Origin of the sequence: Kribbella sp. NBC_00662 (assembly GCF_041430295.1) — a bacterium.
GTDB lineage: Bacteria > Actinomycetota > Actinomycetes > Propionibacteriales > Kribbellaceae > Kribbella.
In genome coordinates this window covers 6,249,987-6,274,114 of record NZ_CP109029.1, presented here as the reverse complement: position 1 = coordinate 6,274,114, position 24,128 = coordinate 6,249,987, and the positions used below count along the sequence as shown (strand labels likewise).

General features: G+C 69.3%; 23 protein-coding genes. 9 read left to right on the top strand and 14 right to left on the bottom strand.

The features are described 5' to 3' along the window. The first annotated feature begins 43 nt into the window (after window positions 1-43). Entirely contained in the window at window positions 44-415 is a 372-nt protein-coding gene (locus OHA10_RS31045; protein ID WP_371402304.1) for a VOC family protein, read from the top strand. A gap of 7 nt (window positions 416-422) precedes the next feature. Here OHA10_RS31045 and OHA10_RS31040 read toward each other — a convergent pair whose 3' ends face one another. Both OHA10_RS31040 and OHA10_RS31035 read right to left on the bottom strand, forming a co-directional pair. Further along, a complete protein-coding gene (locus OHA10_RS31040; protein WP_371402303.1) occupies window positions 423-1,478 on the bottom strand; it encodes a DUF4185 domain-containing protein in 1,056 nt (351 codons plus the stop codon). 64 nt (window positions 1,479-1,542) lie between these two features. Further along, window positions 1,543-1,941: a MarR family winged helix-turn-helix transcriptional regulator gene (locus tag OHA10_RS31035; protein WP_371402302.1), complete on the bottom strand. Its 399-nt coding sequence runs from the start codon at window positions 1,939-1,941 to the stop codon at window positions 1,543-1,545. 85 nt (window positions 1,942-2,026) lie between these two features. Here OHA10_RS31035 and OHA10_RS31030 point away from each other — a divergent pair, with 85 nt between their 5' ends. Next, window positions 2,027-2,947 (top strand): zinc-binding dehydrogenase, encoded by a 921-nt coding sequence (locus OHA10_RS31030; RefSeq protein WP_371402301.1) that lies wholly within the window; start codon window positions 2,027-2,029, stop codon window positions 2,945-2,947. Between the two features lie 81 nt (window positions 2,948-3,028). On the opposite strand, the gene OHA10_RS31025 is transcribed toward OHA10_RS31030, so the two are convergent. Both OHA10_RS31025 and OHA10_RS31020 read right to left on the bottom strand, forming a co-directional pair. Continuing rightward, window positions 3,029-3,844, bottom strand: coding sequence for a sulfurtransferase (locus OHA10_RS31025; RefSeq protein WP_371402300.1), 816 nt, complete (start codon window positions 3,842-3,844; stop codon window positions 3,029-3,031). Next, window positions 3,841-4,494 (bottom strand): thymidine kinase, encoded by a 654-nt coding sequence (locus tag OHA10_RS31020; RefSeq protein ID WP_371402299.1) that lies wholly within the window; start codon window positions 4,492-4,494, stop codon window positions 3,841-3,843. Before OHA10_RS31020 ends, OHA10_RS31025 begins: the two co-directional genes overlap by 4 nt. A 98-nt stretch (window positions 4,495-4,592) precedes the next feature. Between OHA10_RS31020 and OHA10_RS31015 the strand changes: the two genes are divergently transcribed. Next, a complete protein-coding gene (locus OHA10_RS31015) occupies window positions 4,593-6,236 on the top strand; it encodes a S8 family serine peptidase (protein ID WP_371402298.1) in 1,644 nt (547 codons plus the stop codon). On the opposite strand, the gene OHA10_RS31010 is transcribed toward OHA10_RS31015, so the two are convergent. The 5 genes from OHA10_RS31010 to OHA10_RS30990 all read right to left on the bottom strand — a co-directional run bounded on the left by OHA10_RS31010 (window position 6,233) and on the right by OHA10_RS30990 (window position 11,585). Further along, the gene (locus OHA10_RS31010) at window positions 6,233-7,351 is read right to left on the bottom strand and encodes an alkaline phosphatase family protein (protein WP_371402297.1); all 1,119 of its coding nucleotides are present in this window, start codon (window positions 7,349-7,351) and stop codon (window positions 6,233-6,235) included. The genes OHA10_RS31015 and OHA10_RS31010 overlap by 4 nt on opposite strands. 4 nt (window positions 7,352-7,355) lie before the next feature. Further along, window positions 7,356-7,967, bottom strand: coding sequence for a DUF5998 family protein (locus tag OHA10_RS31005; protein ID WP_134100156.1), 612 nt, complete (start codon window positions 7,965-7,967; stop codon window positions 7,356-7,358). Window positions 7,968-8,025: 58 nt separating this feature from the next. Then, window positions 8,026-9,666: an FtsX-like permease family protein gene (locus tag OHA10_RS31000; RefSeq protein ID WP_371402296.1), complete on the bottom strand. Its 1,641-nt coding sequence runs from the start codon at window positions 9,664-9,666 to the stop codon at window positions 8,026-8,028. 5 nt (window positions 9,667-9,671) lie between these two features. Next, window positions 9,672-10,424, bottom strand: coding sequence for an ABC transporter ATP-binding protein (locus OHA10_RS30995; RefSeq protein ID WP_371402295.1), 753 nt, complete (start codon window positions 10,422-10,424; stop codon window positions 9,672-9,674). 108 nt (window positions 10,425-10,532) lie between these two features. Beyond that, window positions 10,533-11,585, bottom strand: coding sequence for a P1 family peptidase (locus tag OHA10_RS30990; protein ID WP_371402294.1), 1,053 nt, complete (start codon window positions 11,583-11,585; stop codon window positions 10,533-10,535). A gap of 45 nt (window positions 11,586-11,630) precedes the next feature. Between OHA10_RS30990 and OHA10_RS30985 the strand changes: the two genes are divergently transcribed. Next, the gene (locus tag OHA10_RS30985) at window positions 11,631-12,161 is read left to right on the top strand and encodes a DUF2087 domain-containing protein (RefSeq protein ID WP_371402293.1); all 531 of its coding nucleotides are present in this window, start codon (window positions 11,631-11,633) and stop codon (window positions 12,159-12,161) included. A gap of 562 nt (window positions 12,162-12,723) precedes the next feature. Here the strand turns inward: OHA10_RS30985 and OHA10_RS30980 are convergent. Then, on the bottom strand, window positions 12,724-15,420 hold the full coding sequence (locus OHA10_RS30980) for a GNAT family N-acetyltransferase (RefSeq protein WP_371402292.1): 2,697 nt from the start codon (window positions 15,418-15,420) through the stop codon (window positions 12,724-12,726). A 42-nt stretch (window positions 15,421-15,462) separates the two neighbouring features. Between OHA10_RS30980 and OHA10_RS30975 the strand changes: the two genes are divergently transcribed. The 3 genes from OHA10_RS30975 to OHA10_RS30965 are packed head-to-tail and all read left to right on the top strand — an operon-like array spanning window position 15,463 to window position 18,483. Beyond that, window positions 15,463-16,509, top strand: a complete 1,047-nt coding sequence (locus OHA10_RS30975) for an SLC13 family permease (protein WP_371402291.1) — start codon at window positions 15,463-15,465, stop codon at window positions 16,507-16,509. 10 nt (window positions 16,510-16,519) lie between these two features. Further along, window positions 16,520-18,217 (top strand): AMP-binding protein, encoded by a 1,698-nt coding sequence (locus OHA10_RS30970; protein ID WP_371402290.1) that lies wholly within the window; start codon window positions 16,520-16,522, stop codon window positions 18,215-18,217. A 17-nt stretch (window positions 18,218-18,234) separates the two neighbouring features. Then, window positions 18,235-18,483 carry a DUF2630 family protein gene (locus tag OHA10_RS30965; protein WP_371402289.1) on the top strand — a complete coding sequence of 83 codons (249 nt, stop codon included), beginning with the start codon at window positions 18,235-18,237 and terminating at the stop codon, window positions 18,481-18,483. Here the strand turns inward: OHA10_RS30965 and OHA10_RS30960 are convergent. The 4 genes from OHA10_RS30960 to OHA10_RS30945 are packed head-to-tail and all read right to left on the bottom strand — an operon-like array spanning window position 18,480 to window position 21,237. Next, a complete protein-coding gene (locus OHA10_RS30960; protein ID WP_371402288.1) occupies window positions 18,480-18,902 on the bottom strand; it encodes a TIGR03667 family PPOX class F420-dependent oxidoreductase in 423 nt (140 codons plus the stop codon). The two genes, OHA10_RS30965 and OHA10_RS30960, sit on opposite strands and share 4 nt — an antisense overlap. Window positions 18,903-18,911: 9 nt before the next feature. Further along, the gene (locus OHA10_RS30955; RefSeq protein ID WP_371402287.1) at window positions 18,912-19,316 is read right to left on the bottom strand and encodes a CoA-binding protein; all 405 of its coding nucleotides are present in this window, start codon (window positions 19,314-19,316) and stop codon (window positions 18,912-18,914) included. Between the two features lie 2 nt (window positions 19,317-19,318). Further along, complete coding sequence (locus OHA10_RS30950; protein ID WP_371402286.1) at window positions 19,319-19,984, bottom strand: LuxR C-terminal-related transcriptional regulator; 666 nt, start codon at window positions 19,982-19,984, stop codon at window positions 19,319-19,321. After that, entirely contained in the window at window positions 19,966-21,237 is a 1,272-nt protein-coding gene (locus OHA10_RS30945) for a sensor histidine kinase (protein WP_371402285.1), read from the bottom strand. Before OHA10_RS30945 ends, OHA10_RS30950 begins: the two co-directional genes overlap by 19 nt. 109 nt (window positions 21,238-21,346) lie before the next feature. Between OHA10_RS30945 and OHA10_RS30940 the strand changes: the two genes are divergently transcribed. Together OHA10_RS30940 and OHA10_RS30935 are read left to right on the top strand one after the other, a co-directional pair. Next, window positions 21,347-22,114, top strand: a complete 768-nt coding sequence (locus OHA10_RS30940; protein ID WP_371402284.1) for an ABC transporter ATP-binding protein — start codon at window positions 21,347-21,349, stop codon at window positions 22,112-22,114. Continuing rightward, entirely contained in the window at window positions 22,114-24,048 is a 1,935-nt protein-coding gene (locus OHA10_RS30935) for an FtsX-like permease family protein (RefSeq protein WP_371402283.1), read from the top strand. The genes OHA10_RS30940 and OHA10_RS30935 overlap by 1 nt, the downstream gene beginning before the upstream one ends. The last annotated feature ends 80 nt before the right edge of the window (window positions 24,049-24,128 follow it).

The following is a 24,128-nucleotide window of genomic DNA, read 5'->3' as shown; positions in this document are numbered from 1 at the left end:
CGACTCCGACGTTCCCACCGAAACCAATCGTCGAGGAGAGATCATGCCGAACCCAGTTGTGCACTTCGAGATCATCGGGATCTATCCGGCCCGGCTGCGGGAGTACTACGCGGAGCTGTTCGGATGGAGCTACGCGGTCGGCGACACCGTGTCCGGTGAGGTGTCCGAGGCCGGCCAGTACGGGTTTGTGGAGGCGTCCGTCGCCGGACTGAACGGTGGCGTCGGCGGTGGCGCCTCGCTGCGGGCGAAGGTGCTGTTCTACGTCGGGGTCGACGACGTCGAAGCCGCGCTGGAACATGCCGAGGCGCTCCGCGGACGGCGGGTGTTCGGACCGGACGGCGTGCCCGGAAAGTTGATGGTGGGCCAGTTCACCGACCCAGAGGGCAACCTGATCGGGGTCGCCGGACCGGCGTAATCAGGCTCTAGCCGAAGCCGCGGATGCGGAACTGCATCACGCGGTACGGCCAGCCGTTCGCGGTGTTCCACTGGCTGACGGACAGGTGCATGTCCGACAGAGTGGATCCCGGGATGACATACCCGCCGTACAACTGGGCCACGTGGTTGTCGTCCTCCGAGCCCCACGCGCCGCCGTAGATCAGCGTCTGGCGGTACGCCGTGTACAGGTTGGAGGTCGGCGTGTCCATGATGATGCCGTCGATGCGGTAGTCGCCGGCGTTGAACCAGGTCAGGACCCACTTGCCGCCCAGCGGGCGCAGGCTCATCTCGCCGAAGCTCCCGGTCAGGATCGGCGTCGCCGGGTTGCCCCAGGCCCAGACCCCGTCGCGATACCCCCACGGTTCGTACGCCGCCGGGTTCGCGATCTGGTCGGCACGGACGCGCTTGAGGATGATCGGCTTGTCACGCTGGAAACCGGTCGAGTAGACGTACACGTACCCGTCGTTCCCGAGCCCCCACGTGAGCAGCTGAAACAGTCCGCCGTCGATGTTCGGGTCGAACTTCGCGCCGGTGTGGTACCAGCTCGCACCCGAGTTGTCCGATCGCCAGATCTCCGTCCAGACCACGTTGCCGAGGCCCTTGTTCACCATCGCGTGCAGGTACATCGACCCGCCGATCGTGATCACGTCCGACGGCAGCACGGTCGAGAACGTCGGATTGTCGTGCGGGTAGTCCCACAACTGCTGCGCCGCATCTCCCCCGACGGCGCCCGACCACTGCACGCCGCTGTTCAGATCTGTCGTGGTCGACCACAACGCGACCGGTGACCGCCACCAGCCTCCACCGACGGCCGGCTGCTCGAACGTGTCCCCGAACATGAACAACAGCCGCCCGTCCGGCGTACGCGCCGGAATGCCGAGGTCGGTCGCCGCCATCCGGAACCGGTCGGTCAGGCCAGGGCCGGTCAGATCGGCCACCTTGTTCGTCAGCACGGCCTGGGTGCCGGCGAAGGCTCCGGACGGTACGGCTGCCAGTACGCCGGTACCGAGCGCGGCGCGCAGGAACGTGGATCGCTTCATCATCGAATGCCTCCCAGGGGCGGGTGGGAAATCGATTTCTGACTCTCCAGCAGCGGCGCACCCTCTGTCAAGGGTTGATTAGCACGGACGCCAGCTGAGTGAACTGCTTCCGCTGGGTCGCGTTCAAAGCCTTGGTCAGTTCCGTGATGCGTCGGGTGATCTGCATTTCGCCGTCCTCGGCGAGGCGCCTGCCGGCCGGCGTGAGCGCGACGAGAACGCCGCGACCGTCGTGCGGCGACGGCGTGCGACGGACCAGTCCGCGCTTCTCCGCGCGGGAGACCAGGCCGGTGATCGAGGATTTGTCGAGGCCGAGGTGCTGGCCGAGCTCGAGCATGCCGGGCTGCCGGTCGCGAAGGATCCCGAGCAGCCGGATCTGGATGATCGACAGGTCGTGCTCGGCGCCGACCGCGGCGAGGATGCGCTGGATCTGGAAGGACAGCTGCACGAGGGCGTCCACCGTGTTCATGGTCCGGAGTCTAGTTGACGTGGTACGTGGCACAAACTATCGTCGCGCAGTAGTACGCGAGACAAACTACTTTGTGAGGTGTTCGATGTACGCAGCCGTGGTGCGGTCGTTCGATCAGCCGCCGACGTACGACGTCTTCCCCGAGCCGGCCGGCTCGGACGTCGTGGAGGTCGTTGCCGCGGGCCTCCATCCGCGGGTCCGCTCGGCGGCGAACGGGACCCACTACACGTCGGAGGGCACGCTGCCGATGGTCCCCGGGATCGACGGAGTCGGACGGACGGCGGACGGCGAGCTGCTGTACTTCGTTGCCGACGACAACGCGGTCGGGACGATGGCGGAGCGGACGGCGGTCGATCGCCGACGCGCGGTCCGGCTACCCGCCGGCACCGATCCGGTGGCGGTCGCGGCCGGCATGAACCCGGCCATGTCGTCGTGGGTCGCGCTCCGGCGGCGTGCGCACTTCCGGGGCGGATCGGTGCTGATCCTAGGCGCGACCGGGAACGCGGGTCAGCTCGCCGTACAGATCGCCAAGCACCTCGGTGCGTCGAGGGTGGTCGGCGCGGGCCGCGATCCGGAGCGGCTCAAACTGCTCACGACTCTGGGGGCAGATGAAGCGGTCACCCTCGAAGCCGTGGCTGAGTCCGCCGCTGACGTCGACGTCGTGCTCGACTACCTGTGGGGTGATCCGACCGAGCAGGCCATGTCCGCGATACTGCATGCGCGCTCCGACCGCGCCCAGCCTTTGACCTGGATCCAGATCGGCTCGATGGCAGGGCGTGAGTTGACGCTCCCCTCCTACCTGCTGAGAGCCGCCGCGCTGAGCATCATCGGCAGCGGCCAGGGATCTGTGCCCGGCCGCGACATACTCGCGGAGCTGCCCGAGCTGGCCACACTCATCACGTCGGGCGCGCTGGCGATCAACCCCCAGCCGGTCCCGCTCGCCAAGGTCGAGCGGGCCTGGACCTCCCCACAGCAGTCCGGTGTCCGAGTGGTGCTCGTTCCTTGAGGCGTGACCCACCGGGGCACGCCGTCCACCCGGCCAAGGCGACAGCTGAGGACCGCCTCGGTCCCGTGGGTTGGTGAGCGCTCAGTCCTTGCCTGTGGCTACTGGGCGGGTGGGGTCGGTGATCCAGTCGGACCAGCTGCCGATGTAGACGGTTGCCGGGAGGCCGGCTGTTTCCAGGGCGAGGGCTTCGTGGGTGGCGGTGACGCCGGAGCCGCAGTAGACGGCGGTGTCGCCGTCCGGTGTGACGCCCAGGCTCTCGAAGCGGGTGCGGAGGTCGGCGGCGGGGAGGAAGTGGCCGGACTCGTCGACGTTGGCCGTCGTGGGGGCGTTGGTGGCGCCGGGGATGTGGCCGGCGACCGGGTCCATGGGTTCTACGTCGCCGGCGAAGCGTTCGGGGGCGCGGGCGTCCAGCAGGACGCCCTTCGCGGCGACCTCGGCCGCACCATCGGCGTCGAGGACGGGCAAGTGACCGGGAGTTGCGGTAAACGTGCCAGCTCCATCGGCCGGCGCTTCCACCACGACCTCTCCTCCGGCGGCCTTCCATGCGGCGAGGCCGCCGTCGAGGACGCGGACGTCGGTGAGGCCGAAGTACCGGAAGGTCCACCACGCGCGGGCCGCGGACATCGCGTTGGCCGCGTCGTACACGACGACCGGGGTGTCGGCGGAGGTGATGCCGAGGCGGCGGAACGTTGCGGTCACGGTGGTTGCGTCGGGCAACGGGTGGCGGCCGGGGCCGGGCGGGCCGGCGAGCTCGGTGTCGAGGTCGACGAAGTACGCGCCGGGCAGGTGACCCGCGTCGTACGCCTCCTTGCCGGGCGGACCTGCCAGGTTCCACGTCACGTCCACGAGCACCGGCGACAGCGCGCGCAGTTCGTCAACGGTGATCAACGGGCTCATGAAGCAGCTCCTCCGAACGGCAGTACTTCGGGTGACAGGGTGGCCCGCGCGCGGGCCTGGGTGAGTCGGCGACGGTGGTGCCGGCGGCAGAGGACCTCGTACGCGGGCTCGAGATCGCGCGTCACCATGTCACCCACCACCAGCTGCTCGCCCTCGGTCACCATCTCCCCACCGATCGTACGGGCGTTGTGGGTGGCCCGTTCACCGCACCAGCACAGCGCCTCGACCTGGAGCAGTTCCATCCGGTCGGCGAGCTCGACCAGCCGCGCCGAGCCCGGGAACAGTGTGGCCCGGAAGTCGGTCAGGATGCCGAAGCAGAAGACGTCGATCTGCAGCTCGTCGACGAGCCGGGCCAGCTGCTCGATCTGCAGAGGGCTGTAGAACTGCGCCTCGTCGCACACCGCGTAGTCGAGCCGTCCGCCCTGGGTGAGCTCGTTGACCACGTAGTCCCAGAAGTCGAACTCCGGCCGTACCTCGACCGCCTCCGCCGACAGTCCGAGGCGGGACGAAAGCACCGACTCCCCGGCCCGGTCGTGGCTGGTGAAGATCCGGCCGAGCCGTCCTCGCGCCTTGTGGTTGTGATCCATCTGGAGGGCCAGCGTCGACTTCCCGCAGTCCATGGTCCCGGTGAAATAGAGGAGCTCAGCCACGGGCGATCATCCTGCCAAGTCAGTGGTCCGCACCGCACGTCGGGGTGTGTCGTTCGCGGCGGCTTTGGTTCTGAGCCTGTGTGCGGTTTGAATGGATCGTGCGCAAAGCTCTGCTTCTGATCCTCGCGGCCTGTCTGATGGTCGCCACCGCCACCCTGCCGGCCGTTGCGACGCCGGTCCGGGCCGCGGCAGGGCTCCGTGCGTACTTCGTGATCACCGAGCCGAACCAGACCGCAAAGGTCACCGGAGCCGTCACGCAGAACGGCGGCACGGTCTACGCGACGTACGACGCGATCGGCGTGATCGTCGCGCACTCGACGGCTCCCGACTTCGTCACCAAGATGCGCGATGTCGACGGCGTCCAGAAGGCCGGAGCGACCCGTACGACGGACCTCCCGGCGGACGTCAACAATCCGGCGATCCCGTCCGCGGTCCCGGAGACGGCGACGACCGCTCCGGAGACGGATCGCGCGGACATGACGCAGATCGGCGCGGACCGTGCCTGGCAGAAGAACCTGGGCTCGAAGAACGTGACGGTCGGCGTCCTCGACACCGGTGTCGACGACCAGCACCCGGATCTGAAGGCGAACTTCGACGCGTCCAGGTCGGCGTCCTGCGCCTACGGCAAGGTCGACACCCGGCCGGGTGCGTGGCGTCCGGTCGGCGAGCACGGCACCCATGTCGCGGGGACGATCGCCGGCGCGAAGAACGGCGTCGGCATGATCGGGGTCGCGCCCGGGGTGAAGGTGTCGTCGGTCCGGATCGCCGAGGCCGGTAACCAGCTGTTCTTCCCGGAGAACACGGTCTGCGCGTTCATGTTCGCCGCCGACAAAGGTATTTCGGTGACGAACAACAGCTACTACGTCGACCCGTGGCTGTTCCTGTGCCCGAGTGACAAGGACCAGGACGCGATCGCCGAGGCGGTCCGCCGGGCCGTCGCGTACTCGGACAGCAAGGGCGTCGTGAACGTCGCCGCGGCCGGGAACGAGGACTACGACCTGGCGAACAAGTCCGGCGACGACTCCAGCCCGGACGACTCGACCGCCTCGCCGCGGACCGTCACGAACGACTGCATCAGCCTGCCGACCGAGCTGCCGAGCGTCGTCGTGGTGGCGTCCGTCGACCCGACCGGCGTGAAGTCGCAGTTCTCGAACTTCGGCGTGAACAAGATCAACCTGGCCGCCCCGGGCGAGGACGTGTACTCGACGGTTCCGGGCGGCGGCTACAAGATCCTCGAGGGTACGTCGATGGCGTCGCCGCACGTCGCGGGTGTCGCGGCCCTGCTCCGCAGCGTCGATCCCAAACTCACGGTCGCCCAGGTGCGTGCCAAACTCGCCCAGCAGGCCAACGACCTCGCCTGCCCGGCCGGCACGACCGGTCAATGCGTCGGCCCGACGGCCAACAACTCCTACTACGGTGAGGGTCTCGTCGACGCCGCCGAGGCGGTCGGCGCCGCGTCCGCACAACCGCAGGGCGCGATCGCGATCACCGAGCCGGACGAGCAGATCGGTGTCGGCGGCATCCCCGCGATCCCGCTGCTGATGAAGGGCACCGGCGGCTCGGGGGACATCAGCTACTCGGCCGCCGGTCTTCCGCCTGGTCTGTCCATCGACCCCGAACGCGGCTGGATCACTGGTGTCCTCACCCCTGGCGCGGGACGCTACAAGGTCACCGTGATCGCCCGCGACGGTGAAGCCAAGACCGCGCGCACCACGTTCTACTGGGACGTCTGGAGTTTCTAGCGCCCGGCGTCGACGAGGAGCGGGATCTCCATCTCGTCGGCGGTCAGTGAGCCGTGCAGGCCGATCAGGTTCGCCTCTTGGGCGTGCCTGCGCGAAGCGACGAGCGCCACCGGGCCGAGCGAGGCGACGATGACGTCTCCGAGGCGGGGCGCGACGCGATCCTCGACCGGACCGAACCAGCCACGGGCGATCGCGTCCGCCCGTGACAGTACGAGCGCCTTGTCACCCAGCCGCTCGCTGTAGGTCGCGATCACCTCGGCCTCGGCGCCGGGAACGCAGTACAGGTGGCGGAAGCGGGACTCACCGCCGACGACGCGTACTCCGTCGGTCAGCGCCGGCTCGAGATCGATGTCCACGCGGTGTTCGGGCGCGATGTCGATCATGCCGTGGTCGGCGACGACGAGCAGCACTGCGTCCCGTGGCAGCGCGGAGCGAACCTGCAGAGCGAAGTCGTCGGCCGCCGCCAACTCCTTCTGCCACTGCCACGAGTCGCAGCCCTGCTGATGGCCGATGTAGTCGAGCTGCGAGTCGTACACGTAGACCAGCGACGACTTGCCTTCCCGGCTCGCGAACCGGGTCGCGTCCAGCCGGTCCTCGACTGTGTCCGCGCCGCGGTGCGCACTCCCCCGGAACGCGGCGGCTGTCAGCCCTGACGAGTCGAACCGGGCCTTGCTCACGTTGCGGGTCGCGACACCTGCGGCGGCTGCGCGATCAAAGACCGTGCCGTGCGGTTGCCATCGGCGCGGGTCGACCGGGGCGTCCCAGGCCAGCGCGTTCAGCAGGTCGCCGGTCTCCGGCACGATCGACGTGTAGCCGACGATGCCGTGTGCACCGGGCGGCAATCCGGTGCCGAGGCTGGTAAGACTCACCGCGGTCGTCGACGGCACTCCGGCCGTGAGGCTACGGCCGGCCAGCGACGACAGGTACGGCGCGGCTTCGGCGTACCGCTGGAGCAGGTTCCACCCCAGGCCGTCGAGGAGCAGGACGGCGTACCGCGGTGCGGCGGGCAGGTCGAGGACGTTCGTCTCCCCCGGCACCGATAGCGCACCGGCCACCGACGGCAGTACGTCGGCGAGCGATCCGCCACCGTACTGCGGGGAAACCGGGACGATCACCGGACTACCTGCTGGTCGCGAAGGACAGAGCCTTGGCGAACTCGAGCACCTGCTGGATCCCGGCCGGACCGTCGGCCGCCGCGCTGATCCGCAGCGAGATGTCGTCGGCCGCGACCGAGCCGGTGTAGCCGTGGTCGGCCTCGCAGTTCGGGTCGGCGCAGACGGCCGGCTCGAGGTCGATCCGGTTGACCATGCCCCAGCCGATCGTCAGCACGACCTCACCGGCGCCGGCCACGGCCGGGTCGGACTTGCCGGAGGCGTAGCCGGCCGGATTCGGGACGACGCGGTTCACGACCACGGCGTTCACCCGGTGCAGCGGGATCGCCTCGGTGGAGGTCGACGCGTACGGCGCGCGGATCAGCTCGTCGGCGGCGTGCTCGTCGGTGTGGCCGACGATCAGGCGGCTCGGGGTGAGCGCCAGGATCGTGATGTGCCGCCGGACCTCGTCGCGGTCGAAGGTCGGCTCGTGCTGCAGCACGTAGGCGCGGATCGGCTCGCCGGCGATCGCCACTTCGAGCGAATCCGTCACCACGTCGGGGTAGTAGCCGCACCGATCTATCGCCTCGCGCAGGTCCGCGGATGCGTCCGCGAGCTCCGGTGCATTCAGGTCACGCATGCAGCCCATCCTTGCACGATCGCGACCCCAGGCGTTCGACCCTTGTGGACAACCACGCTCAGTTCGCACTCGCCTTCCGCAGGACCGGCGCACCAGCGGCGCCCGCGACCGCGACGAGGACCAGCCCGGCCACGACCTGCCCGATCAGCAGCAGTACGCCGGAGCTGCCCTGCGTGATCACCTTGCCGCCGCTCAGCGCCAGTCCGCACAGCGCGCCGAACCCGACGACCGGCAACCCGACCCCGATCACCGGTACGACGGCCGCTACCCGCGCCGACCGCTCGATGACCTTCAGCGGTACGCCGGACCGCCGCAGCGCTCTTGCCGGAGCCGCCTGGTCCAGCGCAGTACCAACCGCACCGGCTGCCGTCGACGCTGCAACCGTCAGGAAGACCAGCGACAGCAGCAGCGCCACTCCGATCCGCATGTCGTGGAAGCTCGGGTCATCGTCGCCAGGCGGCATGAACACCGAGATGAAGCCAGTGACGAAGCCTGACAGCACCAGCGCCGCCACCGGCCGGAACGCGCCCTTCGGGTCGTCCACGAGTCGGCGTCCGGCCAGCAAAGTCACCGGTCCGTTCGCGAGGTTCGCCATCGTCTTGCCGACCACCTGCACCGCGAACGGGCCGATCACGCGTACGGCCAGCGCAGCGAAACCGATACCGATCAGCAAGGGCAGGAGGGCTGCCTGCATCCCGTAGTACGCCAGGATGACCGGACCGATCACCAGCAGACCGATGCGTAGGACGCTGACGCCCTTGCGGGTCTGACCGCGGACAACGCCCAGCGGGGTAATGCTGACGCGGCCGAGGCCGATCAGTGCGCTCACGACTGACAGGACGGGTACGGCGACCAGTACGACGATGACTGTCCACCAGTTGACGGTGATGTCACCGACGTACCAGCGTCCGCCGCCGAGCGGGATGCGGGCGATCAGTGGGCTCAGGACGGTGTAGCCGACCAGTCCGACGACGGCGCCGACCAGTGCGAGGACTGCTTGTTCTACAGCGCTCAGCCAGAGGACCTGCGTTCGCGTTGCGCCGGCGAGGCGTAGTGCGGCCAGTCTGTGTTCGCGGCGCTTGGCAGCGACACCTGCTGCTTGGCCGACGAGGCTGAGGATCGGGAACAGCACCAGCGTGATGCCGAAGGCCACTGCGATCAGCAGCCCGAGCATGCGGCTGTCCCAGACCTTCTCGTGCCAGCTGCTGACGTACTGCGGGTGTTCGTCGGCCGGAATCGTCTGCACGCCGCGGATGACGATGAACTCCTCCGGCGACGACAGCCCCTTCGCGCTGATCACGCCGGTCGGCTGCGCAGCGCCGTACTTGGCGCTGAGGCTGGACCAGTGCTTGGCGACCTGTGGTGAGACGAAGACCTCACCAGGCTTCGGGGTGTGGTCGAGGCCGGGTGGTGGCGGGAGCTCGTTGGGCTTGAGGGTCGCGAGGTCGAGGACGGTCATGCGGTGACCGTCCACGCGCTGGTCGTCGTCGAGATTGAGCGCACCGATCGCGGTCGCCGGGTCGGCCTTGTCCCCACTTCGCCAGCCGATGCGCTCGGACCGGTGCGAGAGCCCGAGCGAGCCCGCGATCAGGAAGGTCACCAGCAGTGCGACGACCGCTGTCGCACCGAGCGCCGCGAGGTTGGCGGCCCGGCCACCGGGCCCGGGCCGACGGACGAAGCGCAGCCCGAGATCAGTCATCGGGTTCATCGCACGACCCCGCTTCCGAGCTGACCACCGGGGAGCGAACCACCGGGGAGCGCGCCGGCGCCCGGTGCGTCGCCTACGCGGCCGTCGACGATGTGGAGGGCTCGGTGGCAGCGCGCGGCTACCGCGTTGTCGTGAGTGACGACTACTACGGCTGCGCCTCGGTAGGTGGCAGCGCCGACGAGCAGGTCAATGACCTGGGAACCGGTGGCTGCGTCCAGAGCGCCGGTCGGCTCGTCGGCGAACACCACCTGTGGTTCGCCGACCAGCGCGCGGGCGATGGCCACTCGTTGAGCCTGACCACCCGACAGCTCCCCCGGCCGTCGTCCCACCTCGGCGGCGAGGCCGACCTGGGCGAGCATGTTGCGCGCCCGGCCGATCGCGTCCCGGCGGCTCAGACCGTCGACCATCAACGGCAGCGCGACGTTCTCATCAGCAGGTAGCTCGGCGAGCAGCTGGTTGTCCTGGAACACGAAGCCGAGCCGACGCCGACGCAGTACCGTCCGAGCGGCATCGTTCAGCTGGTCCACGCGTTCACCGCCCAGCCACACCTCGCCCTGGTCCGGTGTGAGGATCCCGGCCAGCACGTGCAGCAGCGTGGTCTTGCCGTTGCCGCTCGGCCCCATCACCGCGAGGGCCTCGCCGGAGCGGACGGCAACGTCCACGCCGGCCAGGCCGACCACGCTGCCGTAGTACTTGACCAGGCCGTGTCCGGAGAGCACGACCTGCGACTGGGGACTCTGAAAGCTCATACCCCAGAGCCTTTCGCGTACGCCGCCCCGGATCGTCGGCCCGCAGACCGGTCTTGCCGTCGCCTTCCGATGCCTTTCGGCGAATCGCCGTACGACTCAGGTCGTACGTCAGGAAGGGAACGCCGACGGATACGCATCCTGATAGCTCGGGATGGTGCCGCCCGGCGTCTCCACCGATTCGGCGTTGAGCATCGCGTGCACGATCGCCCGCGACAGCGTCCGTGCGCCCGCCGCGTAGACCGTCTCGAGCTGCCCGAGCGCCAGCGGATCGGTGACGCTCAGCCGGGGCCGGTCGTCGTCGGCGATCCGGGTCGACAGCGCGAAGATGCTGTCACCGTCGACGAGTGTGTGGATCGGGTCGATCGCCCGCGCCAGCCCGTCGTGCGCGACTATCGCCATCCGCTTGGTCGCCGCCTTGTCGAGCGGTACGTCGGTGGCCACCACGGCGATCACGGTGTTCATCGGCGGCCCCGGGATCAGGTTGCGACCTGGCACGGCCGGTGGCGGCGGCTCGACCGGCGTCCGCAGGTGGCTGAACTCGGCACCGATCCCGAAGCGTGCGCCGTACAGGTTGCCGTCGGCGTCGACGGTCGACCCGGCCGCGTTCACGATCACCAGTGCGCCGACCGTCGTACCGTCGTCGAGCCGCACGCTGGCCGAGCCGACGCCGCCCTTCAACGAGCGCGCCCGCGCCCCGGTACCGGCACCGTGGTTGCCCAGGGCAACCGGTCCGTCGGTGGCGGCGGCGATCGCGTCCGCTCCCCACGACGGCTCCGGCCGGGCCTTGAAGTCGCCGCGCCGCCCGAGGTCGAAGATCACCGCCGTCGGCACGATCGGCACCACGTCGTACTCGCCCTGGCCGACCCGGACGCCCTCGCCGCGCTCCTCCAGCCAGCGCATCACACTGCCCGCGGTGTCGAGACCGAACGCGCTCCCGCCGGTCAGCACGATCGCGTTCACGCCGCCGTTCGAGTTCACCGGCGAGAGCAGATCCGTCTCCCGCGTGCCCGGCGCTCCGCCGCGGACGTCGACGCCGGCGACGGCGGTCGTCGGTACGTGCACGACCGTCGTACCGGTGAGGTACGGCGCGTCGACGCGCTCCACCTGTCCGACAAGAATTCCGGGAACATCGGTGATCGCATTGTGCGGACCAGGTTGCATGCTGCGGATCATAATCCGGTTGCGGTGAACGTTAGCGTGAAATGTATGAACGCCGATCAGCTGTGTGGTCTGCTGGCCGAACCGTCGAGGTTGCGCACGTACTCCGCGATCGTGCTCGGCGCCTCCACTCCCGAGCAGGTTGCCGGAAGCACCGGACTCGCCGCGCCGGTCGTGGTGAAGGCACTGCAGCGGCTGACCAAGGGCGGGCTGATCGAAGCCACCCGCGACGGGTTCACCGCGGACGAGGCCGCGTTCAAGGACGCCGTCCGCGAGAGCCGGCCCGAACGCGTCCCGCTCGACCCGGATCCGGACCGCGACAACGTGCTGAAGTCGTTCATCCGCGACGGGCGGCTCACGCACTTCCCGACGTACCCGGACAAGCTGCGGATCGTACTCGAGTTCCTCGTGCGGAACTTCGAGGTCGGCCGCAGCTACCCCGAGACCGAGGTCAACGGGATCCTCAACCGCTGGCACCCCGACCACGCCGCGCTGCGGCGAGAGCTGGTCGACGCCCGGTTGCTGACCCGCGAGAACAGCATCTACACCCGCCGCCCCTCCCAACAGCCCCCCGCTTGATGGGTCAACCCATCCCGTGGCGGGTTCCCCCACCGACGCCACGGTCGGGAACCCACCACGAGGCGGGTTAACCCATCCCGTTGCGGGTTCCCCCACCGACGCCACGGCCGCGAACCCACCACGAGGCGGGTCAACCCATCCCGTTGCGGGTTCCCCCACCGACGCCACGGCCGCGAACCCACCACGAGGCGGGTCAACCCATCCCGTTGCCGGTTCCCCCACCGACGCCACGGCCGCGAACCCACCACGAGGCGGGTCAACCCATCCCGTTGCGGGTTCCCCCACCGACATCGCGGTCGCGAACCCACCACGAGGCGGGTCAACCCATCCCGTTGCCGGTTCCCCCACCGACGCCACGGCCGCGAACCCACCACCAGCTGGGTCAACCCATCCCGTTGGGAGTTCCCCCACCGACATCGCGGTCGCGAACCCACCACGAGCTGGGTTAACCCATCCCGTTGCGGGTTCCCCCACCGACGCCACGGCCGCGAACCCACCACGAGGTGGGTTAACCCACCTCGCGCGTGCGACAGCGGGCGGCGCGGGGCGGGGCGGGGCGGGGTCAGGTGAGGCGGCGGGCGGGGGTGTCTTGGCGGGGTTTCTCGTTCGGGGCGATGCGGACGGTGGTGTCGAGGACGCAGGCGCCCTGGGTGGAGACGAGGACCGAGCGGAGGTCGAGGCGGACGACCTCCTCGAGGTCCAGGGTCAGCCGGGAGACCCGGTGCAGGAGGTCTTCGATCGCGGAGATGTCCACCGGGTCCGAGCCTCGATAGCCGTAGAGGAGCGGGGATGCCTTGACCTCGCGGACCATCTCGGCGGCGTCCCGGGTGGTCAGCGGCGGCATCCGGTACGAGCGGTCGCCGAGCAGATCCGTCGCGACGCCGGACAGCCCGAAGGTCACCACCGGCCCGAACGAGACGTCCTCGATCGTCGAGATCACCACCGGAACCCCGGGCGGCGCCATCTTCTGTACGACGAACTGCGCCCGCCCCGGATCCGACGCGACCCCGAACGTCTGGGTCATCTCCGCCCAGGCCGCCCGCATGTCCTCCTCGTCGTGGATGTGCCGCCAGATGTCGGCCAGGTCGGGCCGCATCCGCCACTGCTCCGCCGTCGCCTTCAGGATCACCTCGAACCCGAGGTCCGCCGCGCGGTCGACCGCCTCGTCCGCGCTCATCACCGGGAACGCCGGCAGCACACTGATCCCGTAGAAGCTCAGCAGCCGCTGCCGGTCCGCCTCGTCGAGATCAGCGCCACCGGGATGCCGCTGCAGGAACTCCGCGACGAAGTCCTCTCCCCCGGCGGTGTCCACGTCCGGCAGGTCCGGGATCCGGCTGTCGGAGCGCCTGCGCCACTCGGCGTACTGCGTCGCCTTCGCGAGCGCGCCGACGGCGTACTGCGGGTTGAGGAACGACGGGATCGATCCGCGCGCCGCGCCACCGTCCTCGTCGGGCACGCGCAGCTCGGCCGGGACGCTGCGGGAAGCGAGGAACGTCGAGACCACGGGCTTGTCCGAACCTGCGGCCGCCGCCGCGAGCGCCTGCGCGACCTCTGCGCCGTTCGACTGCACCGGCGGTGTGTAGATCACCACGACCGAGTGCACCCGCTCGTCGGCGAACACCTCGGACAATGCCGCGCCGAAGTCGGAGGCGGTCGCGTCCGGGCTCAGGTTCCGCGGCTCGCCTGCCGTGTCGAGCCCGCAGCCCGCCATCGTGTCCAGCGCGAGCAGCGTCAGCGCATCGGAGTTCGAGACGATCGCGACGCCGCGGCCCTTCGGCAGCGGCTGGTGCGCGAGCAACTGGGCGACGTCGAACAGCTCACCGGTGGTGTCCACACCGATCAGGCCGCTCTGCCGGAACAACGACTCGATCGTTGCTGGCGGCAACTTGCTGCGCCGGATCATCTGGCCGACCGGCACGCCCTGCGTGGCCCGGCCCGACTTCAGCGCGATGACCGGCTTCCGGCCGGCCAGCCGCCGGGAGACCCGGCTGAACTTGCGCGGGTTGCCGAGCGACTCGAGGTACAGCAGGACGACCTCGGTGGCCTCGTCGGAGTACCAGAACTGCATCAGGTCGTTGCCCGACACGTCTGCCCGGTTACCGGCCGAGACGAAACTCGACAGGCCGAGACCACGACCGACCATGTCGGCCAGGATCGGTACGCCGAGCGCGCCGGACTGGCAGAAGAACGCGACCCGGCCCCTGCTCGGCATCAGCGGTGACAGCGTGGCGTTCAGCGAGACACCGGGCGCGGTGTTGATGACGCCGAGCGCGTTCGGGCCGATCACCCGCATGCCGTACGAGCGCGCGAGGCCGACCAGGTACCGCTGCCGCTTGCGGCCCTCGTCCCCGATCTCGGCGAACCCGCTCGACACCACGACCAGGCCGCGCACGCCCTTGGCCGCGCAGTCCAGGACGACGTCCGCGACCATCTCCGCCTTGACCGCGACCACCGCCAGGTCGACCGTGTCGCTCACCTCGCGGATCGTCGGGTACGCCGGGACGCCGTCGATCTCGTCAGCCTTGGTGTCGGTGTTCACGGCGTACAGCCGGCCCGGGAAGCCGCCGTCGCGGAGGTTGCGGAGCAGGGCGTTGCCGATCGTGCCTTCGCGCCGGCTCGCGCCGATCACGGCCACCGACGACGGCGTCAGCAGCCGGGCGATCGACAGCGCCTCGGACCGCTGCTCGCGGGCCTGCATCACGCCGAACGACGTGTCGGTCGGTGCGATGTCGAACTCGACCACGATCACGCCGTCCTCGAACTCGCGGGCGACCTTGTACCCGGCCTCGGCGAAGACCGTGATCATCTTCCGGTTGCCCGGCAGTACCTCGGCGACGAACCGGTGGATGCCGTTCTCGCGGGCCGCCTGGGCCAGGTGCTCGAGGAACAGCTGGCCGAGACCGCGGCCCTGGTGCGCGTCCTCGATCAGGAACGCGACCTCCGCCGTGTGCCGTCCGGTCCGCTCATAGCGGCCGACGCCGATCATCTCGTCACCGACCGTGACGATCAGCGCCAATCGGTCGTGGTAGTCGACCGTGGTGAACCTCGCCACATCCCGCTCCGACAACTGTGGATATGGCGCGAAGAAGCGGTAGTACTTCGATTGCTCGGACACCCTGGAGTAGAACTCCACCAGCAGATCCGCGTCGGCGGGCGTGATCGGTCGCAGATGCGCGGTCGCGCCGTCCCGCAGGACGACATCGGCCTCGTACTCCGCCGGATAGCCGTCCGGCAGCTCGTGGTCATACTGGTCCGGCACCTCGTAAGCGTACTCAAACAGTGACCTGAGAGGTCGTGAATATTGGTCGAGCGCATCGCGCCGGTGCTGGTCTTCCTGATCGCCGTGACCGTCATCGCCGAACTGGCCGACCAGGCCAAGGTGTTCGACGTCGCGGCGCGAGAGGCCGCGCACCTCGCCCGCGGCCGGGTCTGGCGGCTCTGGCTGCTGGTCGTCGTGCTCGCCACCGGGCTCACAATCGTGCTGTCACTGGACACCTGCGCGGTACTGCTCACGCCGGTCGTGCTGTCGATGGCGCGCCAGCTGGAGATCCCGCCGAAGCTGTTCGCGTTCACCACGGTCTGGCTGGCCGGTACGGCGTCTTTGCTACTGCCCGTGTCCAATCTCACGAACCTGCTCGCCCTGCATCAGTTCCGCCAGTTGGACGCCTCCTTCATCTCGGTCAGCTGGCGACCGGCGATCGCGTCGATCCTGATCACAGTCGTCGTACTCGCGGTCCTCTTCCACCGGGACCTGCGCCGGACGTACGACGTACCGCCGACCCCGCCGGTCGAGGACAAGGTGCTGTTCTGGGGCTCCGCGGGCGTCTGTGTGCTGATGGGACCCGCGTTCGTGTCCGGTGTCGAGGTGGCGTGGCCGGCCAGTATCGGGGCGATCGTGCTGGTCGTGCTGTTCGCGATCCGGCGGCGGAGCGTGCTGCGATGGTCGCTGGTCCCGTACAAGCTCGTCATCACGGTCGTGGTGCTGTTCACCGTTGTCGCTTTCCTCAGCGATCACGGGCTCGAGGGCCTGCTCCGCCGGATCGCCGGAACCACCTCCGAGCTGCGGCTGAGCGCGACTGCGGCCGTCGGGGCGAACCTGTTCGACAACCTCCCGGCGTACCTGGCCATGGAGCCGGTCGCTTCGAACAGTCCGCACCGGATGATGGCGCTGCTGATCGGCGTCAACTGCGGCTGTCTGCTCACCCTCTGGGGCTCCCTCGCCACGCTCCTGTGGAGGGCACGCTGCGACGCCGCCCGCGTGGACATCTCCTGGTGGTCATTCCTGTGGCGCGGTCTCATCCTCACGCCACTTGTCGTGACAGGAGCTGTTTTGGCACTGAATGGGTAATGTGCGCGACATGGCGACGGAGCAGAGCACCTCGGCGGTGACCCGGGAGTTCCGGGAGGCGCGGGACTTCCTGGTGGCGCACCGGGACGACTATGAGACGGCCTACCGCGACTTCAGCTGGCCGGCGTTCGAGCGGTTCAACTGGGCGCGGGACTGGTTCGACGCGCTGGCGGTCGAGCAGGCCGACGTGGCGGCGCTGACGATCGTCGAAGAGGACGGCCAGGTCACCTCCCGGACATACGCCGAGATGGCCGAGCGGTCCCGCCAGGTCGCCGGCTGGCTCACCGAGGCGGGCCTGAAGCCAGGTGACCGCGTCCTGATCGTGCTCGGCAACCAGGTCGAGCTGTGGGAGACGATGCTCGGCTGCATCCGGGCCGGCGCGGTGATGATCCCCGCGACCACCCTGCTCACCGACGGCGACCTCGCCGACCGCATCTCTCGCGGCAACGTCCGCGCGGTGGTCACCAGCGGCGCCGACGCCGGCCGGTACGCCGGGATCGCGGACCACTGCATCCGCGTCGCCGTCGGTGTGGAGGCAGAAGGTTGGTTGCGGTACTCCGACACCGAGAGCTATGACGGTCCGGTTCCAGAGGTCGACACCGCGGCCGACGACTCGCTCCTGCTCTACTTCACCTCCGGTACGACGAGCCAGCCGAAGCTGGTCGAGCACACGCAGGTCAGCTACCCGCTGGGCCACCTGTCCACGATGTACTGGATCGGTCTGCAGCCCGGCGACGTACACCTCAATGTGTCATCGCCAGGCTGGGCCAAGCACTCGTGGAGCAACGTGTTCGCGCCGTGGAACGCCGGTGCGACCGTCTTCCTCTACAACTACACGCGCTTCAACGCCGAGCGGATGCTCCAGGTCCTGCAGGAGTACGGCGTGACCACGTTCTGCGCACCGCCGACGGTGTGGCGGATGCTGATCCAGGCCGACCTGTCCGCGGTCGACGTACAGATCCGCGAGTGCATCTCGGCCGGTGAGCCGCTCAACCCCGAGGTGATCGAGCAGGTCCGCAACGCCTGGGACATCACGATCCGCGACGGGTACGGACAGACCGAGACGACCGCGCAGATCGGCAACACCCCTGGTCAGCCGGTGAAGCTGGGGTCGATGGGCCGGCCGCTGCCCGGGTACAGCATCGCGCTGATCGACCCGGCCTCCGACGTGATCGGCGACGACGGCGAGATCTGCATCGAGCTGGCCCCGGCGCCGGTCCCGCTGATGCGCGGGTATCGCGACGCGGACGAGCTGACCGCCGAGGTGATGCGCAACGGGTACTACCACACCGGCGACGTCGCGAGCCGGGACGCGGACGGCTACATCACGTACGTCGGGCGCTCGGACGACGTGTTCAAGGCCAGCGACTACCGGATCTCGCCGTTCGAGCTCGAGTCCGTGCTGATCGAACACCCCGCGGTCGCCGAGGCAGCCGTCGTACCGTCACCGGACCCGGTGCGCCTCGCCGTACCCAAGGCGTACGTCGTCCTCGCCGCGGGGCACGAGCCGTCGCGGGAACTCGCCGGGGAGATCCTGGCGTTCTGCCGCGAGCACCTGGCGCCGTACAAGCGGATCCGGCGACTCGAGTTCGCCGACCTGCCGAAGACGATCTCCGGCAAGATCCGCCGTGTCGAGCTGCGCGCCGACGAGGCGGCCAAGGTGGAGAGCGGCGCCGGGAACACCTACGACGAGGCCGACTTCAAGTAGCGGCGTACATTTTGCTCATGACCGACGACAAGAGCATCATCGGGCGGATCGACGACCTGGTCGCGGAGGAGAAGGACCTCCGGGCCAAGCACGCCGCCGGGCAGATCAGTGACGCCGACGAGCACGCGCGGCTGAAGGCTGTCGAGATCGAGCTGGACCAGTGCTGGGACCTGCTCCGGCAGCGGCGGGCGCGGCGTGAGTTCGGCGAGAACCCGGACGACGCGCAGGCCCGTTCGGCCGACACCGTCGAGGGCTACCTGAACTAGAAACCGCGCAGTTTCTCCGGGGTGATCCGGATCAGGACCGAGTACGACGCGTGGAACTGATCCGGAGTCATCCCGAGCCCGGCGATGTCCTCGGCGTACTTCTCGTTGTACGCCGCGAGCTCGTCGCCGCTGATCGGTGCGCTCTCGATCACCGCCGTGCCGGTGATGACGCCGACGTCTCCCCCGGTGTGGGTCGCGTTGAAGTTGACGCTGACCTGGGGATGCGCGGCGATGTTGCGCAGCTTCGCCTTGTCCGGCTCGCTGCCGATCAGGATCTCGTCGCCGCGCCACAGGAACCACACCGGCGTCGGAGCCGGCGTACCGGACTTGGCGACCGTGGTCAGCCAGACGATTCGCTCGTCGTCGAGCTGCCGCGCGATGCGCTTGCCGAAGCCGGTGGAGGTGTCGATCGTGAACATCAGAACCTCTCAGAGCGATGGTCCGAGACGCCCCCACTCGATCGCCGGGCAATGGTTCATGACCATGGTCAGCCCGGCTGCGGTCGTGCGGTCGTAGGCGTCCTGATCAACTACATCCAGTTGGAACCAGACGGCCTTGGCGTTGATTCCCACCGCCTGGTCCGCGATGTCGCCGGCCAGGCCGGAGTTCACGAACACGTCCACGCAGTCGACCGGGAACGGGATGTCGGCGAGCGTCGCGTACCCCTGCTCGCCGTGCACGGTCTCCGCGGACGGATGCACCGGCACGATCCGCTTCCCGTGACTCTGCAGGAACCGCGCCACGCCGTACGCCGCCCGGCTCGTGTTGTTCGACAGCCCGACCACGGCCCAGGTGTCGCAGTCGGCCAGGATCTTGCGGATCGCCTCGTCCATCGTCAACCTCTCAAGTAGGTCAGCACCGCGGATACCCGCCGGTCCAACCCTTCTTCCAACCGCAGCTTGGCGAAAATGTTTCCCACATGCTTGCGGACCGCGGCCTCACTCACCACGAGCTGCTCCGCGATCGACGCGTTCACCCGGCCCTCCGCCATCAGCGCGAGCACCTCGAGCTCGCGCGGCGTGAGCGCCGCCAGCGGTCCGTCGTTGCGCCGTCGGGCGAGCAGCTGACGGACGACCTCCGGGTCGACCACGGTCCCGCCGTCCGCGACCCGGTCCAGCGACTCGAGGAACTCGGTGACGTGACCGACCCGGTCCTTCAGCAGGTACCCGATCCCGCCGGTCGTTGTCTCCAGCAACGACGACAGGTACGCATCCGCGACGTACTGCGAGAGCACCAGGATCCCGATCGCCGGCAGCTCGGCCCGGATCGCGGCGGCCGCGCGCAGGCCCTCGTCGGAGTGCCCGGGTGGCATCCGTACGTCGGTGATCACGAGGTCCGGCGGATCCTTGCGTACGACGGCCAGCAGCGTGTCGGCGTCCCCGACACTGTCCCGTACGTCGTGCCCGGCGCGATCCAGAATGCTGGCCAGGCCCTCCCGCAACAGCAGTGAGTCCTCAGCCAGCACGATGCTCAATCGACGGCTCAGTCTCCCAGTCGGCACGGGCACTCCATTCTCAGTCGTGTCGGCCCACCGGGTGGGCTGTCGACGTCGAGTGTGCCGCCCAAGGCGTCCAACCGCGTCACCAGCCCGGTGAGTCCGGTCCCCGCACCGAGACGTGCGCCGCCGATCCCGTCGTCCTGAATCGTGATGACGAGCCGGTCACGATCCACCCAGCCCGCCACCTCGCACTTCGTCGCCTGTGCGTGCTTCGCGACATTGGCGAGCGCCTCGGACACGACGAAGTACGCCGCGGCCTCGATCGGCGGTGGCAGCCGGGTCGTGGACAGCTGCACCGTCACCGGCAGCGGCATCCGGTCCGCCACCTCCCGTACGGCGGCCTCCAGCCCGTGATCGACGAGGACCCGCGGATGGATCCCGCGTACCGCGGCCCGCAGGTCCGCCAACGCCGCCTCGGCCTCGGAATGCGCCTTGACCACCAGCCGCCGGCCCTCGCCGTCCGGTAGATCCAGCTCGGCCAGCCCGAGCGTCATCGTCAGCCCGACCAGCCGCTGCTGTACGCCGTCGTGCAGGTGCCGCTCGATCCGCGCCCGCTCGGTCTCGAACGCGTCGACCAGATCGAGCCGCGAGCGACGCAGCTCGGCGAGGTTGCGCTGCAGCTCCTCCTGCCGTGGTCCGAGCATGGCCTTCGCGAGTGACGCCTCCGCGCCGGCGATGACCCCGAGCAGGTATGAGCTGACCACGTAGAACACCGGGCCGAACAGGACCAGGAAGATGAGCCCTTCCCAGGCCGAGTCCAGGGTCCACGGCCCCATGCCCAGCTCGTCGTTGTCGGCGATGATCGGCGCGGCCAGGGTGGTCAGCAGGATCGTCGCGCTCATCCCGGCGAAGGCTCCGCCCACGAGCCACAGGAAAACTCCGAGGACAAAGCTGTAGCCGAGCGCCCGCATCGACGCCTGCTCCCGGCGGCGGAAGGCCAGCCGCTGCCTGAGCGTGAGTCCTCGCGGCAGCTTCGCGTGCGGGCTGCTGATCCCGTCCACCAGCATCAGCCCGGCCCGCCAGCGCTCGGACCAGCCGATCGCCGCACCGATCAGCGGGAACGCGGTCAGCATCAGGACGCCGATCAGGATCGGGCTGAGTACTGCGCTGACCGCGGCCAGCCCCACGAGTACGCAGATCCCCAGCGCGCCGGCGGGGATGGACGTGAAGAGGTACGCGTAGCTCCGCCACGGCCACGACGAGATCAGGTAGCGCGGCGAGGCCAGCGCTGCCCACGCCGTCTTCGGACTCTCCACGCTGTCAACCCTAGATGGGGCTCAGCCTCCTGGACGGTAGCGTGCGCGCTACTCCAGGTCTCCACTATGGGCCAGCGCTTCGAGGCTGCTTCCGCGGTTGCCTGGTTCCATGACCGCTACCGCGCCTTCGTACCCGACCGTGTCGCCAGTCGAGCCGCCCGCGCTGCTGCTGGACGGCATCACCAAGACGTACCGCTCCAAGGCCGGAGCGGTCGACGCGCTGCGCGGAGTGACGTACCACTTCGCCCGCGGCTCGTTCACCGCCGTCATGGGCCCGTCCGGCTCCGGCAAGTCGACGCTGCTGCAGTGCGCCGCCGGACTCGACCAGCCGACCACGGGCAGCGTCGTACTCAACGGAGTGACGCTGAGTGGCATGAGCGAGGTCGAGCTCACCAAACTGCGCCGGGCGGAGATGGGGTTCGTCTTCCAGGCGTACAACCTGCTCCCGTCGCTGACCGTGTACGACAACGTCGCACTGCCGCTCCGGCTGACCGGGCGCCGGCCGTCGCGGAACGACGTACACCGAGTGCTCGACCAGGTCGGACTGGACGGCAAGGCGAAGCGGCGGCCGGCGGAGCTGTCCGGTGGCCAGCAGCAGCGAGTGGCGATCGCGCGGGCGCTGATCACGCAGCCGTCGGTGTTCTTCGCCGACGAACCGACCGGTGCGCTGGACAGCGGGACCAGCCGGCAGATCCTCGGCCTGTTGCGAGAAGCGACCGACCTGGCCGGGCAGACCGTCGTCATGGTGACCCATGACCCGGTTGCCGCGGCGTACGCCGAGCGCGTGCTGTTCCTGTCGGACGGACTGCTTGTCGGGCACCTCGACCGCGCCACGCCGACGCAGATCGCCGCGGCCATGAGCGACCTGGAGCAGTGATGTTCTTCCTCAGTCGACAGACCGTGAGCCGGCACCGGTCGCTGTACGCCGGTTCGTTCGTCGCGCTCGCGGTCGGAGTGTTCCTGCTCGGGCTGGCTGCGACGGCCACAGCGGCCACCATCGCGTACCGCGGGCCGGCCGCGTCTGCGATCACGGTCACCACGCTAGGCGGCGACGGCGCGGCGCCTCGGCAGATCCGGGTGCCGTTCTCGGACGCCGACGTCTCGGGACTGCAGGTCGTCCTGAACATGGTCGGCGCGATCAGCGGATTCATCACGATCTTCGTCATCGCCAGCACCTTCGCGTTCGCGGTCGCGTCGCGGCGTCGTGAGATCGGGCTGCTGCGGCTGATCGGCGCGACCCCGCGTCAGATCCGCCGGATGGTCCTCGGTGAAGCACTTGTCGTCGCGCTGGCCGCATCCCTGACCGGGGCGGTCGCGGCTCAGCTCGCGACTCCCCTGCTGCTGGCCAAGGCGTCCTACACGGAGCTCGCGCCGGTGAAGCTCGAGCCGGCGTCGCCGTGGATACCGCTGGCGATCGCAGTCTCGGCCGGACTGTTGGTCGCGATGCTCGGCGCACGGTCGGCGGCGCGTCGAGCAGGGCGGGTCGGGCCGATCGACGCGTTGCGGGAGGCCTCCCTGGAGCCGCCGCGGATCGGGCCGGTCCGGATCGTCTTCGGTCTGCTGTTCATGGGCGGCGCGATCACGATGTTGTCGCTGATCCGGCCGTCGAGCGGTGACGGCGCCGTACCGCTGGCGATGTTCACGCCGATGGTGATGGTGATCGCGCTGACGCTGCTCGCACCACTCGTCGTACCCCTGGTCGGCCGGCTGTGGGCGCTGCCGCTGGTCGCGTGGACCCGCGTGTCCGGCCGCCTGGCTCGAAGCAACGTGGTAGCCGCGCCACGCCGGAGCGCGTCGCTCGCCGCACCCATCCTGGCGATCTCCGCCGTCGCCGGCTCCATGGTGCTCAGTCTGAGTTTTGCCGCGGACAGCGCCGGCGCGACGATCCGGGACGCTGTCCGCGCGCCGATCGTCGTCACTGGCGGTGCGCCAGTTGCCGGTCCAGGAGTGAAGGCTGTGGATGCGGCGGTGCCGCTGCAGATGGTGCGGATCGACCGCGACGATGCCGAACTCGAGGATGTCGAGGGGATCGATCCGGCGGTCGCCGCGCAGACGCGGGATCTGACCGCGCTCGCCGGCGGCATCGGCCGGCTGACCGGGAATACGGTTGCTATCGGCAAGGAGATGTCGGGGTTCGAGGGGTACGAGGTCGGCGACGAGATCCCGCTGGTGTTCGTCGACCGGACGCCGATCAAGCTCCGGGTGGTGGCGATCGTGAAGGACGCGTTCGGGGTGAACGCGTCGCTGCTGATTCCGCTCGACCTGGCCCGCAAGCACGCGTCGAAGGCCCAGCCCGAGCGCCAGTTCGTGCTGCCCGCCGACGGCGTCGATCCCGCGAGCCTGGTGAAGCAGTTGCCGGACGCGCAACTGGCCGCGGACTGGGAGGCCGACCAGGCGGACGGCGTACGGCAGGGGAATCAGTTCGGGCTGGTCCTGCTGCTCGGTCCGGCCGGGCTGTACAGCGCGATCGCGATCGCGAACACGCTGCTGATGGGCAGCCTGCAGCGACGGCACGAGTTCGTCACGTCGCGGCTGCTCGGCGCGACACCGGCGCAGCTCCGGCGGATGGTGCTGTGGGAGTCGTCGCTGGTCGGAGCGGTCGCGCTGAGTCTCGGTACGGCGATCACGGTGACGGTCGGGATCCTGATCCGGCACGCGATGAACGCGGGGCTGGCCGACGTACCGTTCACGATTCCGTGGGGTGTGCTGGTGGGGATCGGCGGACTTTGTCTGATCCTGGCGGTAGGGTCCGCTCTGGCCCCGACCACGTACATCCTGCGCCGGTCACAGCCCTCCGCGGTAATGGAGTAGACCAGTACTGCGGAGATGATCGGCGCAAGGGTGGGTCGTGGCCGGAGAAATGGCTGTTGACCAGGGACAATGGGTACGGC